The organism is Saccharothrix longispora (assembly GCF_030852425.1).
In the GTDB taxonomy this organism is placed as follows: Bacteria; Actinomycetota; Actinomycetes; order Mycobacteriales; family Pseudonocardiaceae; genus Actinosynnema; species Actinosynnema longispora.
In genome coordinates, this window is the sequence record NZ_NSDM01000011.1 from 297,584 (window position 1) to 310,859 (window position 13,276).

The window sequence follows — 13,276 nt, forward strand, 5'->3', positions numbered from 1 at the left end:
CCGTAGGAGCTGGAGTGCACTCCAGGTCAACCCGTTTCGGGCGACGACCCCACCCGGGCCGGGACGAACGCCGTTCAGTCCTCCTTGGGCAGGCCCCACGCCTCCAGGTGGGCCGCCATGCCGGCGACGTCGATCTGTTCCCGGCCGAGGGCGCGGACGAGGTCGAGCGCCTCGTCCTCCTCCGCGTCGATCCACCAGCCGTTGATGTCGCACAGCGCCACGGCCGCGACCCAGCCGAGCCGCCAGTTGCCCTCGACGAGGGGACGGGTGCGGACGATCGAGTCGAGCAGGGCGGCGGCTTTCAGCCAGAGCGTGTCGTACGCCTCGACCCCCAGCACTGTTGCCCTGGGACGGTGGGCTGCGGAGTCGAGGAGACCTAAGTCGCGCACGACCAGGTCCCCGCCGGTGACGGCGGTCGCCAGCACGAGCAAGTCGCCGGCGTCGAGGTAGTTGACCACTGCTTGACGCGCTCCCTGTCCTGAAGGGCGGGGACTCCGGGACGGCCACGCCGCCGCCGGCATTCTGGCGCCACCACCCACCCCCTCAGGTCCGTATCGCCTCTCCGCCCGCGCGGCGTCGAGGATGGTGTCGGCCGCGCGGCTCACCGATGCGCAACCCGGACGCGGCCCGATCTTCAACGGCGCACCATACCGGGGCCCCCGGCGGCGTCGCGGACGTTCGCACGGGTGCGCACGCAGACGGAGCGGCTGACAGTCGTTGAGCTGCACGGATTCATCGTATCGAACATATGTTCGAACGACGAGGGCAAAAGGAGGTGATCACACGATCGAGTAGATCGACTACGCAGAGCTGCGGAAGTCCGCAATGCGACGAACGGGGGTCAGGCGGAACCGAGCCGGTCGAGCAGGCCGCGGTACTTGGGGAGCACGCGCCCGAGCACCTCGGACAGCTGTTCCTCCTTCTGCAGCCTCGCCCAGCGCTCGGCGAGCGCCAGGCGCACCACCTCTTGCTTGGAACGTCCCTCGGCCGCGGCGAGCTCGTCGAGCCGCCGGTTCTCCTCGTCGCTCAGACGCAGGGTCATCGCCATGGGGAACGACGGTACCAACTTGATACCACGATGGCCAGGAAGTATTTGGTAACGCTGTTTTCATATACAATGCGGGGGTGCCGCGCCCCAAGACGCACGACGACGCTCTCCGCGCCCGCTTGCTGGTCCGCGCAGGCGAGCTGCTGTCCGCGGAAGGGCCGGGAGCACTGAGCTTGCGCAGGCTGGCGGCCGATGTCAACACCTCGACCACCGCGGTCTACTCGCTGTTCGGCGGCAAGCCGGCACTGCTCAACACCCTCTACGAGGAGGCGTTCCACCGTTTCGGTGAACGGCTGGCGGAGGTGCCGCTGACCGACGACCCGGTCGAGGACCTCGTGCAACTCGGCCTCGGCTACCGGCGCGGCGCGCTCGCCGAACCGCGGTTCTACCTGGTGATGTACAGCAAGTCCGTGCCGGGCTTCGAGCCGTCCGCCGAGGTGTTCGCGACCTCCTGCGCGACCTTCGCCCCGCTGCTGGAGCGGGTCCTGCGCGCCCTGGAGGCGGGCCTGTTCGAGGGCGAGCCGACCGCGGAGGTCGCGGCGCGGCTCGCGGTGGGCCTGTGGGGCTCGGTGCACGGCCTGCTGACCCTGGAGCTGAACGGCAACCTGCCGACCACGCTGGACGTGGACGCGATCTACGAGGGTGCGCTGCGCGCCCTCACCGGCGGCTGGCGCCGCCGGTGAGGAAGGTGGGGTCCGGGGGGACGGCCGCCGCGAAATCCCCCCGGACCCCGTGGACTGCCCTTGTCAGGACAGTCCGCTGGTGAGCGCCTTGATCAGCTCGCCGTCGGCGGTGTCGCCGTCGAGCGACCAGATCATCGCGCCGCCGAGCCGCCGGTCCGCCACGTAGCGGCCCTTGCGCTTCATCTCGGTGGGGTCGTCCCAGGTCCAGAAAGTGGTGCCGTCGAACAGCCAGGCGTGCCCGGCCCTGGTGTCGCGGTGCACCGTGAACCGCGGGAGCTGCGCCTTGAGGACGCGGTAGTCCTCGTAGCCCGCCTCGTACGTCGCCGGCGCGGGGCCGGTGGCGTCCTGGAACAGGCCGTTGTTCGCGTTGGTCACACCGGTCCAGCCGCGGCTGTAGAAGGGCACGCCCATGACGACCTTGTTCTTCGGCGCGCCGTTCTTCAGGTAGTGGTCGATCGCGACCTGCGAGCTGAACGGCAGCGGCGCGGGATCGCCCGCGGGCGTGCGGATCGACGACTGCTGGTTGGTCCGCGGGTCCCAGGCGCCGTGGTAGTCGTAACCCTGGATCGTGCCGAAGGTCAGCAGGCCGAACACGCGGGAGACCTCGAAGCCCCGGTCGACCTGGCGCGGGTCTGCGGGCAGGAACGCGGTGAGGTCGTAGGTCCTGCCGGTCCGCCAGGTGAGTTTGCCGAGCTGCTTGCGGTACTCGACGAGCAGCGCGGTGAAGTTCTCCCTGTCCTCGGGGCGCACGACGTTGCCGGGTGCGGCCTCGCTGGCCGGCCACTCCCAGTCGAGGTCGATGCCGTCGAACACGCCGGCCGCCGCGCCGGGCGCGAGACCGGGCAGGTCGCCCTTGAGCCACATGTCCACGCAGGACGCCACGTGGGCGGCGCGCGACCGGGGCGTGAGGGCGGCGTTGGAGAAGTACTTCGAGCCGGTCCAGCCGCCGAGGGAGATGTTGATCCGCAGCTTCGGGTACTTGGCCTTGAGCTGCTTGAGCTGGTTGAGGTTGCCGGACAGCGCCTGGCCCGCCTCGTCGGCCTTGCCGCTGACGGACTGCTCGGCGGTGAACGGCCGCTGGTAGTCGGCCCACGGGTCGGAGCTGACGCACGCGCCGCCCTCGTCGAGGAACCCGAACGCGTAGTTCAGGTGCGTCAGGCGCGGCGCGGTGCCGTTGGTGACGAGGTTCTTGACCAGGAAGTTCCGGTCGTAGCCACTCCACTGGGTGTAGTACCCGACGGTGCGGGTCTTGGTCCCGCCGACGTGGCGGTCGCCGCCGTGCCGGTCGTCGCCGTGGGCGGCGGCCTGGGGCGCCAGGGAGGCGACCAGTGCGGTGGCCAGGAGGGCGGGGAGCACCCATCTCCTGCTCGACATGCTTCTCCTCGCGGGGGTGCGGCGGCAGCATTCCGGTTGTGGTCTGGACCACGGTAGTCATGAGGTCTAGACCATTGCTACGACCGAACGGCCCAATCCGGCCATTCCCGGTTCCCGACCCGATCCCCCTGGGCACACCCCGCCCACCCTGCAAACTTTTGCATGTGCGTGTGACCGCCCCACCGCGCTAGCTTCGGTACTCAAATTTGAACACCGAGGTTCTAGGGGGAACACGTGACGATCCTGGTCACCGGGTCGACCGGCACGATCGGACGCTCCGTGGTGGAACAGCTCGTGGCGGCGGGCGTGCCGGTGCGGGCGCTCACCCGTGACCCGGCGCGGGCGGACCTGCCGGCCGGCGCGGAGGTCGTGGCGGGCGACCTGACCCGACCGGCCGACCTGCCGCTGGCGGGCGTGACGGCGGCGTACCTGATCGCGGTCGTCGAGTCGGACGAGGCGCCCGCGCACGCCGAGGCCTTCCTGGCGGCCGCGCCCGACCTGCGGCGGGTGGCGTTCCTGTCCAGCAGCGCGGTCACCGCGCGGCGGCCGGGCAGCTACGAGCTGCACCGCGACGTGGAGCGGGTGGTGGAGGCGTCGGGGGTGGCGTGGACGCACGTCCGGCCCGGCGAGTTCATGGCCAACAAGCTGGTCTGGGCGCGCGGCATCAGGGAGGAGGACGTGGTGCGCGCCCCGTTCCCGGACTCGGTCGGTGCGCCGGTGCACGAGGCAGACGTGGCCGAGGTCGTCGTGCACGCCCTGCTCCGCGACGGGCACGAGCGTCGCGCCTACACGCTCAGCGGCCCCGAGGCGCTGACGCACCGGCAGCAGGCGGAGGCGTTCGCGCGGGGCCTGGGTCGGCCGATCCGGTTCGAGCGCCTCACCTACGGGCAGGCGCGGGCCGCGCTGATCCGCGACGAGGGCCTGCCCTACGACGTGGCCGAGTACCTGCTGGGGTACATGGCGCAGCACGCCGAGGAGCCTGCCGCCGTGACCCCGGACTTCACCGAGGTCACCGGCAGGCGCGGCCGCACCCTGGCCGAGTGGGCCGCCGACCACGCCGCCGACCTCACCCGCGAGTCGTAACCCCACCCCGCGCGAGTCGTACGTCCACGCCCCGCGAGTCGTACGTCCACGCCCCGCGAGGTCGGCGTTCACGACCGCGAGTCACGCGCTCATGCCTGCCGGTGTGAGCGCGAATGTAGAACTCAGGGGCCCTGGACGTACGACTCGCGGGGTGCGGACGTACGACTCGCGGGGTGGGTGGGTCAGACGGAGCCGTACTGGCGGTCGCCGGCGTCGCCGAGGCCCGGGACGATGAAGCCCGAGTCGTTCAGGCGCTCGTCGACGCTGGCGGTCACCAGGCGCACCGGCAGGCCGGAGTCGGCCAGGTGCTCGATGCCCTCCGGCGCGGCCAGCGCGCAGATCGCGGTCACGTCCGTCGCGCCCCGGTCGGTGAGCAGGCGGATCGTGTAGGCCATCGACCCGCCGGTGGCGAGCATCGGGTCCAGCACGTACACCGGCCGCCCGGCCAGGCTCTCCGGCAGCGACTCCATGTACGGCGTGGGCTGGAGCGTCTCCTCGTCGCGCGCCAGGCCGACGAACCCCATCTGCGCGTCGGGGATCAGCTTGTGCGCCTGGTCGGCCATCCCCAGCCCGGCGCGCAGCACCGGCACCAGCAGCGGCGGGTTCGCCAGCCGGTACCCGGTGGTGCGGGCGACCGGCGTGTGCACCTTCTGCTCGGCGACCGGGGCTTCGCGGCTGGCCTCGTAGACCAGCATCACGGTCAGCTCGTGCAGCGCGGCGCGGAACGCCGCGTTGTCGGTGCGCGCGTCGCGCATGGTGGTCAACCGCGCACGCGCGAGGGGGTGATCGACGACGAGGACGTCCATGGTCGAACAGTATGTGACACCCCCGGTCGGGTCGCCGCCGTCGGCCGACCGCCCCCGCGCCGGCCGCGCGTTCGGCGGCTCGGGGTTGACGAGGCGCTCGCGCGGGTAGCGTCCCTGACATGACCGACCACGTGCGGATCGGGATCTTGGGTGCGGCGCGGATCGCGCCGGCGGCAGTGGTTCGACCGGCTCGGTCCTCGACGGCGGTCGAAGTGGCGGCGGTGGCGGCGCGGGACGCCGGGCGGGCGCGGAAGTTCGCCGACCGGCACGTGGTCGCCAAGGTGCACGACAGCTACGAGGCGCTGTTGGACGACCCCAACATCGACGCGGTCTACATCCCGCTGCCCAACGGGCTGCACGGGAAGTGGACGTTGAGGGCGTTGGCGGCCGGGAAGCACGTGCTGTGCGAGAAGCCGTTCGCCGCCAACGCCGACGAGGCGGCCGAGGTGGCCGAGGTGGCGAACGCGAGCGGGCTGGTGGTGATGGAGGCGTTCCACTACCGCTACCACCCGCTGGTCGCGCGGATGGTCGAGGTCGTCGGCGAGCTGGGGCCGCTGCGGCACGTCGACGCGCGCATGTCGTTCCCGCTGCCGAGGTTCGGCGACATCCGGTACTCGCTGGGGTTGGCGGGCGGCGCGCTGATGGACGCCGGGTGCTACCCGGTGAACCTGGTGCGGCTGCTGGGCGGCGGCGAGCCCGAGGTGCGGTCGGCGCGGGCGCTGCTCAAGGGCGAGGGCGTGGACCGGGCGATGCGGGCGGGCCTGCTGTTCCCGGCCGGGCACACCGGCACCGTGGTGACGTCGATGTGGTCGCGCTCGCTGCTCAAGCTGTCGGCGAGGGTCATCGGGGAGCGCGGCGAGATGCGCGTGCTCAACCCCTTCATGCCGCAACTGGGCCACCGGCTCACCGTGAAGCTCGAAGGGCAGCGCCGGGTGGAGCGCTTCGACCGCCGGCCGTCCTACGCCTACCAGCTGGACGCGTTCGCCGACGCGGTCCTGCACGGCACGCCGTTCCCGACGACGGCCGACGACGCGGTGGCCGGCATGCGGGTGATCGACGCGATCTACACGACCGCCGGTCTCCCGGTTCGCCGGCCGAGCTGATCCCGCTCCCCGGACGCGGCCGGCGTGCGATCCGCGGCCGGTCGTCCGGGAGGCCGTGGGCGGTCGCGGTCCCGGGGCTGGGGACCCCGGCGTGCGCGCGGTGGACGTCGGGCACGTACGGGCGCGCCGACGTGCCCGGCCCCTCGACCTGCCGGACCGACGCGGTGGTGACGCCGCCGGCCGACCGGGTGACCGGCCCGGTGTCGGCGCACCACCCGGTCGCGGAAGGCCGCGAGCCGTCGGTGGCGGACGGTCCGCGCGACGCGCTCCCACCCGGCCCGTTCGGCACCGGTGAGGTGTCGACCAGCGCGTTCTCCCAGGACGGGTGGTGGGCGCGGCGTACCCGGACGTCGGGACGGGCACGCTCGTCCTCACCGCCACCGGGACGTGACCGACGCGACCGCGACCGGTTCCGGCGCGATCCCGCGTTCCGTCGTCAAACGCACGACGTGCTCCTAGACTCACCCGTGTGAGCGACGAGCTGGTCCCGGACCCCCGTCAGATGCGCGCTTCGGACGCCGACCGCGAGAAGGTCGCCCGGGTGCTCCAGCAGGCCCACGGCGAGGGCCGGCTCGACCTGGGCGAGCTGGACGAGCGCCTGGCGGCGGTGTACGCGTCGAAGACCTACGGCGACCTGGTGCCGCTGACCGCCGACCTCGGCGTCGCGACGCCCACCGTGCTGCCGGCTCCGCTCCAGCAGAACCTGCCGTCCACGCGGATCGGCGGCACGCCGGGCTCGGCCACGTCGTTCGCGTTCTGGTCCGGCGTCGAGCGGCGCGGCGAGTGGGTCGTGCCCGCCACGCACAACGCCGTGGCGATCATGGGAGGCGTCCAGCTGGACCTCACCCGCGCCCGGTTCGCGCAGCAGGAGACGACGATCAACGCCTACGCGCTGATGGGCGGCATCGAGATCATCGTGCCGCCGGACGTCACCGTGCGCGTGGACGGCATCGGGTTCATGGGCGCCTTCGAGGACTCGACCCACAAGGGTGAACCGACCATCCCGGGCGGTCCGGTGGTGCGCATCACCGGCTTCGCGGTGATGGCCGGGGTCGAGGTGCGCCGCCCCAAGAAGAAGAAGGTCAAGGGCGTGAAGCGGGACGAGATCGAAGGCTGAGGGGACCCCCGGACCGGCCTTGACCTGCCCGGACCCGCTCACTTAGGACGGCCGTCCCACTCCGCCTAGACTCGGCGGCATGGCTGCTCCATCGACAGAGGCGTCGCTGCCCCCGGTGCTCGCCGACGCCGTCCGCGACGACGCGTCGCTGCGCCGGTTCCTGCACGGGCTGCCCGGGGTGGACCAGGTCGGCGTCGAACAACGCGCGGCCGGTCTCGGGACGCGCAGCATCAAGAAGGCCGCGAAGCTGTGGGCGATCGACACGGCGATCTCCATGGTCGACCTGACCACGCTGGAGGGCGCGGACACGCACGGCAAGGTGCGGTCCCTCGCGGCCAAGGCGCGCAGGCCCGACCCGGAGCGGCCGGAGGTGCCGAGGGTCGCCGCGGTGTGCGTGTACCCGGACATGGTCGCGACCGCCGTGAAGGAGCTGGAGGGCACGGGCGTCAACGTGGCCAGCGTGGCCACCGCGTTCCCGTCGGGCCGCTCGTCGCTGAAGGTGAAGCTGGAGGACACCGCGTTCGCGGTGGAAGCGGGCGCCACCGAGATCGACATGGTGATCGACCGGGGCGCGTTCCTCTCCGGCCGCTACGGCCAGGTGTTCGACGAGATCGTGCAGGTCAAGCACGCGTGCGGCGACGCGCACCTCAAGGTCATCCTGGAGACCGGCGAGCTGGCGACCTACGACAACGTGCGCCGCGCCTCGTGGCTGGGCCTGCTCGCGGGCGGCGACTTCATCAAGACCTCCACCGGCAAGGTGTCGCCCGCCGCGACGCTGCCGGTGGCGCACGTGATGCTCCAGGCGGTGCGCGACTGGTACACCCTGACCGGCGGGCTGCGGGGCGTGAAGCCCGCGGGCGGCATCCGCAGCACCAAGGACGCGATCAAGTACCTGGTGGCGGTGCACGAGGTCGCGGGCCCCGAGTGGTTGACCGCGGACCTGTTCCGGTTCGGCGCCTCCACGCTGCTCAACGACCTGCTGATGCAGCGGCGCACCCAGTTGGACGGCCACTACAGCGGCCCCGATTACGTGACGGTGGACTGAGACATGTGGGAATACGCGCCCGCGCCCGAGTCGCGGGACATCGCGAACCTCAAGCCGACCTACCGGATGTTCGTCGACGGCCAGTTCGTCGAGGGCGGCGGCGAACCGCTCAAGACGATCAACCCGGGCACCGAGGAGGTGCTCGCCGAGGTCTCCACGGCCACCACCGCGGACGTCGACAAGGCCGTGAAGGCCGCCCGCCGCGCCTACGACCGGGTGTGGGGGAGGATGCCCGGCTCCGAGCGGGCCAAGTACCTCTTCCGCATCGCCCGGCTCGTCCAGGAGCGCGGTCGCGAGCTGGCCGTGCTGGAGTCGCTGGACAACGGCAAGCCGATCAAGGAGTCGCGGGACGTGGACGTGCCCACGGCCGCCGCGCACTTCTTCTACCACGCGGGCTGGGCGGACAAGCTCGGCTACGCGGGCCACGGGCCGGACCCGCGGCCGCTGGGCGTGGCCGGCCAGGTCATCCCGTGGAACTTCCCCCTGCTGATGGCGGCGTGGAAGATCGCGCCCGCCCTGGCCTGCGGCAACACCGTGGTGCTCAAGCCCGCCGAGACGACGCCGCTGACCGCGCTGGTGCTCGCCGAGATCATCCAGCAGGCCGACCTGCCGCCCGGCGTGGTCAACATCCTGCCCGGCGCGGGTGACGTCGGCGCGGCCGTCGTGAACCACCCGGACGTGGACAAGGTCGCGTTCACCGGTTCGACGGACGTCGGCAAGGCCATCCAGCGGCAGCTCGCGGGCACCAACCGCAAGCTCACCCTGGAGCTGGGCGGCAAGGCGGCGAACATCGTGTTCGACGACGCCCCGCTCGACCAGGCCGTCGAGGGCATCGTCAACGGCATCTTCTTCAACCAGGGCCACGTGTGCTGCGCGGGGTCGCGGCTGCTGGTGCAGGAGTCGGTGGCCGAGGAGCTGCTGGAGAAGCTGCGCGTGCGCGTGTCCACGCTGCGCGTCGGCGACCCGCTGGACAAGAACACCGACGTCGGCGCGATCAACTCGCGCGAGCAGCTGGTGAGGATCCAGGAGCTGGCGGCGTCCGGCGAGGAGGAGGGCGCCGAGCGCTGGACGTCGGCGTGCCCGCTGCCGGACAAGGGCTTCTACTTCGCGCCGACCGTGTTCTCCAACGTGTCGCAGGCGATGCGGATCGCGCGCGAGGAGATCTTCGGGCCGGTGCTGTCGGTGCTGACGTTCCGCACGCCGGACGAGGCGGTGGCCAAGGCGAACAACACGCCGTACGGGCTGTCCGCGGGCATCTGGACCGAGAAGGGCTCCCGCATCCTGTGGGCGGCGCAGAAGATGCGCGCCGGCGTGGTGTGGGCCAACACGTTCAACCGCTTCGACCCGACCGCCCCGTTCGGCGGCTACCAGGAGTCGGGCTTCGGCCGCGAGGGCGGCCGCACCGGGCTGGAGGCGTACCTCGATGTCTGACCGCATCGCCGTGGCGAAGACGTACAAGCTCTACGTCGGGGGCGGGTTCCCCCGGTCGGAGTCGGGGCGCTCCTACCCGGTCGTGGACGCCAAGGGCGCGTTCCTGGCCAACGCCGCGCAGGGGTCGCGCAAGGACGCCCGGGACGCGGTGGTCGCGGCGCGCAAGGCGTTCGCGGGGTGGTCGGGTGCGACGGCGTACAACCGCGGGCAGGTGCTGTACCGGGTGGCCGAGGTGCTGGAGGGCCGCCGCGAGCAGTTCGCGGCGGAGGTCGCCGCGTCCGAGGGCGTGCCGCTGAAGAAGGCGCAGTCGCTGGTGGACGCGGCCGTCGACCGCTGGGTCTGGTACGCGGGGTGGACCGACAAGTTCGCCACGGTGCTGGGTGCGGCGAACCCGGTGGCGGGGCCGTACTTCTCGTTCTCGGTGCCGGAGCCGACGGGTGTGGTCGCCGTGCTGGCGCCGCAGGAGTCGTCGCTGCTGGGCCTGGTGAGCGTGATCGCGCCGGTCATCGCAACCGGCAACACGGCGGTGGTCGTGGCGTCGCAGGACCGGCCGCTGCCCGCGATCACGCTGTCCGAGGTGCTGGCGACGTCCGACGTGCCGGGCGGGGTGGTGAACGTGCTGACGGGGCGGACGGCGGAGATCGCGCCGTGGCTCGCGTCGCACGCCGACGTGAACGCGCTCGACCTGACCGGCGCGCCGGAGCAGGCCCGCGCCGACCTGGAGCGCTCGGCGGCGGGCACGGTGAAGCGCGTGCCGCGCACCCGGCCGGCCGAGGACTTCACCCGCGAGCCGGACCTGTCCCGCCTGCGGGCGTTCCTGGAGACGAAGACCGTCTGGCACCCCACCGGCACCTGACCCCGGGCCGCCGCGGTCCGACGCCGGGCGTCGGACCGCGGCGGGTCAGCGGCGGGTGGTCCGGGCGGTGCCGGCGAGGAGGCCGGCCAGGCCCAGGACCAGCGCGGTCGTGGTGGCCGAGGTGGTGCCGGCGGGTTGCACGGGCCAGCCGAGCAGCTCCTCGAACCACAGGTCGCCGGAGGGGACCACGAGGGTGGCGCCGGTCCACGTGACGGGCAGCGCCCACGCGGTGCGCGAGCCGAACAGCAGCGCGCCGAGCGCGGCCAGGCCGCCCAGGCCGGCGACGTTGCGCCACACGACCGCGTGGTCGGGGACGTCCGGTCCGACGGTGAGCAGCAGGCCGCCGACGAACAGGCCGCCGAGCAGCAGGTGCGCGGCCCGGCGGGGCGGCCAGCCGAACGCCGCGCCGCGGTCGAGCGCCACGTCGTGCGCGCCGAGGCCGAGCGCGAGCGCCGCCACCCCGACGGCGGCGGCGAACGCGGACAGCCGCAGGTCCCCCTCGGGCAGCCCGAGCAGCGTCACCGCCACCACGACGACCGCGGCGGACGCCGGCACCTCCCGCGACCGGGCGTACAGCAGCGCCCAGCGCATCACGACGTCCCGGTGAGCACGGCGTAGGGGTCGCCGGAGCACGCGCTCTGCGCGTCGCGCGCCGCCTGCACCCGCGCGGCCTGCTCCGCCTCGGGCAGCGCCCGCAGCGCGTCCCAGGCGGACGCGGCCAGCGCGTCGGCCTCGTCCCCCGCCCCCGCCTGGTAGCCGGGCAGCTCCTCCAACCGCCCGGTCGGCCACGAGCCCATCACGGCCCGCGCCGCGGTCTCGCGCACCGCGTCCTCCTGCTCGTGCCGGACGCCGAGGCACGTGCGGGTGCCCGCCCCGGCGAGCAGGTGCCGCACCAGCCGGTCCGCCGGCAGGGGGTCCCGCCGGAAGTAGGTGAACTCGTCCAGGGCCACCCACACCGCGTCGGTCGACTCCGGCCCGCGCGGTTGCCGCTGGTGCACGGGCGCCGCGACCTCACGGACCGAGGTGGGCGGGGACGGCAGCCCCGCCAGCCGCCGCAGCGCCTCGCGAGCCGGTCCGGCGAGGGCGGCCCGCTCGTCCTCGTGTGCCCGGGTCAGGCACAGCCCGTCGGCGCACACCAGTTCGGCGGCGACCGGGTCCACCCGTCGGGCCTCCTGCTCCGAGGTGGGCAGCAGCGGCACCGCGACCGCGCCCGCCAGCAGCACCGGGAGCACCGCGGCCCACCGCCTGCGCGGCAGCCCGACCACCAGGAACGCCGAGGCGGCCAGGGCGGCCCACCACAGCGCCTGCACGGCGCTCACCGTCCCGGTGACGGACGTGAACGCGCTTTCCGGCTGGGGCAGGAACGGCAGCAGCAACGCCCACCGGAACGCCTCCCCGGCGTCCGCTCCCTGGGCGAAGGCCATCAGCACCATGGCGCCCACCGCCAGGACCGGCGGCAGCAGCGGTGACGCGACCAGCTGCGCCAGCGCCCAGCCGAGCCACGCGGCGGCGACCAGGGCGAGCGCCCCGACGAGCGCGGCGGGCACCCAGCGCCAGTGCAGGTGGTCGGTGGCCGACGCGACCTGCACGCCGCCCACCACCAGCACCACCGCGCAGCCGCCGACGAGGCCGACGGCGAGCGCGCCGAACGTGCCGGCCACGCGGTGCGCGCGGGGGCGCGGCGTGGACGAGAACAGCTCCCCGACGCCCGACCGCCGCTCCCGCAGGCCCTGGAGCGCGCCCACGCCGAGCGCGAGCGGCCAGGCGAAGACGAGCATGAACCGCGCCCACTCGGCCATCGTCGACCACTGGCGCGTCCACGCCGTGCTGTTCTTGATCGACGGGGCCCAGTCCAGCAGCCCCACCACAAGCAGCGCCACCGCGGCGCCGAGCAGCAGGGCCGAGCCGCGCCGCAGCTCGATCCCGAGGACCCGCCTCACCAGGCACCCCCGAGCAGCGCCGAGTAGCCGCGCTCCAGCGGGCTGTCGCCGACGTCGTCCGGTCCGCCCGCGGCGGCCAGCTCGTCGGGCGTGCCCTGGAACACGGCCTTGCCCGCGGACACCAGCGCGACGTCCGCGCACGCCGCCGCGACGTCCTCCACGAGGTGCGTGGAGATCACCACGCACGCGTCGGCGCCGAGTTCCTGCACCAGCTCGCGGAACCGGACGCGCTGCGCCGGGTCGAGCCCGGCCGTCGGCTCGTCCAGCAGCAGCACCTCGGGGTCGTTGACGATCGCCTGCGCGATGCCCGCCCGCCGCACCATGCCGCCGGACAGCGTCTTGAGCCGGTCGTCGGCGCGGTCGGCGAGCCCGACCCGTTCCACGGCCCGCTGCACCGCGCCGGGCACGTCGCGCTTGGGCATCTCCTTGAGCCAGGCCACGTACTCGACGAACTCGCGCACCGTGAACCGCTTGTAGTAGCCGAAGTCCTGGGGCAGGTACCCCAGGGACCGCCGCACCGACCTCAGGTCGACGTGGCCGGTCACCGACGAGCCGAGCACCTCCAACTCCCCCGACGCGGGCCGCAGCACGGTCGCCAGCGCCCGGATCAGCGTCGTCTTGCCCGCGCCGTTCGGGCCGAGCAGGCCGTGCACGCCGCGGCCCAGCCGCAGGTCCAGCCCGTCGACCGCCATCCGCCGGCCCGCGCGCACGCGCAGGCCCTCCGCCCTGACCTGCCAGGCGTACCCCGTCGGCGCGACCTCCGCCGCACCCACCGCTCGCACCATTTCCT

At 73.3% G+C, this 13,276-nt stretch carries 14 protein-coding genes; 7 read left to right on the forward strand and 7 right to left on the reverse strand.

All coding sequences use genetic code 11. The annotated features are described in order from the left end of the window. Positions 1-74: 74 nt before the first annotated feature. Together CKY47_RS25345 and CKY47_RS25350 are read right to left on the reverse strand one after the other, a co-directional pair. Positions 75-458, reverse strand: coding sequence for a type II toxin-antitoxin system death-on-curing family toxin (locus tag CKY47_RS25345; protein ID WP_306748633.1), 384 nt, complete (start codon positions 456-458; stop codon positions 75-77). 383 nt (positions 459-841) lie between these two features. Further along, the gene (locus CKY47_RS25350) at positions 842-1,048 is read right to left on the reverse strand and encodes a type II toxin-antitoxin system VapB family antitoxin (RefSeq protein ID WP_015105038.1); all 207 of its coding nucleotides are present in this window, start codon (positions 1,046-1,048) and stop codon (positions 842-844) included. A gap of 77 nt (positions 1,049-1,125) precedes the next feature. Here CKY47_RS25350 and CKY47_RS25355 point away from each other — a divergent pair, with 77 nt between their 5' ends. Next, entirely contained in the window at positions 1,126-1,731 is a 606-nt protein-coding gene (locus CKY47_RS25355) for a TetR/AcrR family transcriptional regulator (RefSeq protein ID WP_306748635.1), read from the forward strand. Positions 1,732-1,794: 63 nt separating this feature from the next. On the opposite strand, the gene CKY47_RS25360 is transcribed toward CKY47_RS25355, so the two are convergent. After that, positions 1,795-3,105: a glycoside hydrolase family 18 protein gene (locus CKY47_RS25360; RefSeq protein ID WP_306748636.1), complete on the reverse strand. Its 1,311-nt coding sequence runs from the start codon at positions 3,103-3,105 to the stop codon at positions 1,795-1,797. Between the two features lie 234 nt (positions 3,106-3,339). On the opposite strand from CKY47_RS25360, the gene CKY47_RS25365 reads away from it, so the two are divergent. Further along, positions 3,340-4,188 (forward strand): SDR family oxidoreductase, encoded by an 849-nt coding sequence (locus CKY47_RS25365; protein ID WP_306748638.1) that lies wholly within the window; start codon positions 3,340-3,342, stop codon positions 4,186-4,188. Positions 4,189-4,370: 182 nt separating this feature from the next. Here CKY47_RS25365 and upp read toward each other — a convergent pair whose 3' ends face one another. After that, positions 4,371-4,994: a uracil phosphoribosyltransferase gene (gene upp / locus CKY47_RS25370; protein ID WP_306748640.1), complete on the reverse strand. Its 624-nt coding sequence runs from the start codon at positions 4,992-4,994 to the stop codon at positions 4,371-4,373. Between the two features lie 119 nt (positions 4,995-5,113). On the opposite strand from upp, the gene CKY47_RS25375 reads away from it, so the two are divergent. The 5 genes from CKY47_RS25375 (at position 5,114) to CKY47_RS25395 (ending at position 10,546) form a co-directional block, all read left to right on the forward strand. After that, a complete protein-coding gene (locus tag CKY47_RS25375; protein ID WP_306748641.1) occupies positions 5,114-6,097 on the forward strand; it encodes a Gfo/Idh/MocA family protein in 984 nt (327 codons plus the stop codon). 469 nt (positions 6,098-6,566) lie between these two features. Next, positions 6,567-7,214 carry a DUF1707 SHOCT-like domain-containing protein gene (locus CKY47_RS25380; protein ID WP_306748643.1) on the forward strand — a complete coding sequence of 216 codons (648 nt, stop codon included), beginning with the start codon at positions 6,567-6,569 and terminating at the stop codon, positions 7,212-7,214. Positions 7,215-7,293: 79 nt separating this feature from the next. Continuing rightward, on the forward strand, positions 7,294-8,259 hold the full coding sequence (deoC, locus tag CKY47_RS25385) for a deoxyribose-phosphate aldolase (RefSeq protein WP_306748644.1): 966 nt from the start codon (positions 7,294-7,296) through the stop codon (positions 8,257-8,259). Positions 8,260-8,262: 3 nt separating this feature from the next. Continuing rightward, entirely contained in the window at positions 8,263-9,690 is a 1,428-nt protein-coding gene (locus CKY47_RS25390; RefSeq protein ID WP_306748645.1) for an aldehyde dehydrogenase family protein, read from the forward strand. Further along, the gene (locus CKY47_RS25395; RefSeq protein WP_306748647.1) at positions 9,683-10,546 is read left to right on the forward strand and encodes an aldehyde dehydrogenase family protein; all 864 of its coding nucleotides are present in this window, start codon (positions 9,683-9,685) and stop codon (positions 10,544-10,546) included. Before CKY47_RS25390 ends, CKY47_RS25395 begins: the two co-directional genes overlap by 8 nt. Positions 10,547-10,591: 45 nt before the next feature. Here the strand turns inward: CKY47_RS25395 and CKY47_RS25400 are convergent, their stop codons facing one another. The 3 genes from CKY47_RS25400 to CKY47_RS25410 are packed head-to-tail and all read right to left on the reverse strand — an operon-like array spanning position 10,592 to position 13,268. Next, on the reverse strand, positions 10,592-11,137 hold the full coding sequence (locus CKY47_RS25400; protein ID WP_306748648.1) for a hypothetical protein: 546 nt from the start codon (positions 11,135-11,137) through the stop codon (positions 10,592-10,594). After that, entirely contained in the window at positions 11,137-12,486 is a 1,350-nt protein-coding gene (locus CKY47_RS25405; protein ID WP_306748651.1) for a hypothetical protein, read from the reverse strand. The genes CKY47_RS25400 and CKY47_RS25405 overlap by 1 nt, the downstream gene beginning before the upstream one ends. Next, positions 12,483-13,268: an ABC transporter ATP-binding protein gene (locus tag CKY47_RS25410; RefSeq protein ID WP_306748652.1), complete on the reverse strand. Its 786-nt coding sequence runs from the start codon at positions 13,266-13,268 to the stop codon at positions 12,483-12,485. Before CKY47_RS25410 ends, CKY47_RS25405 begins: the two co-directional genes overlap by 4 nt. Between the last annotated feature and the right edge of the window lie 8 nt (positions 13,269-13,276).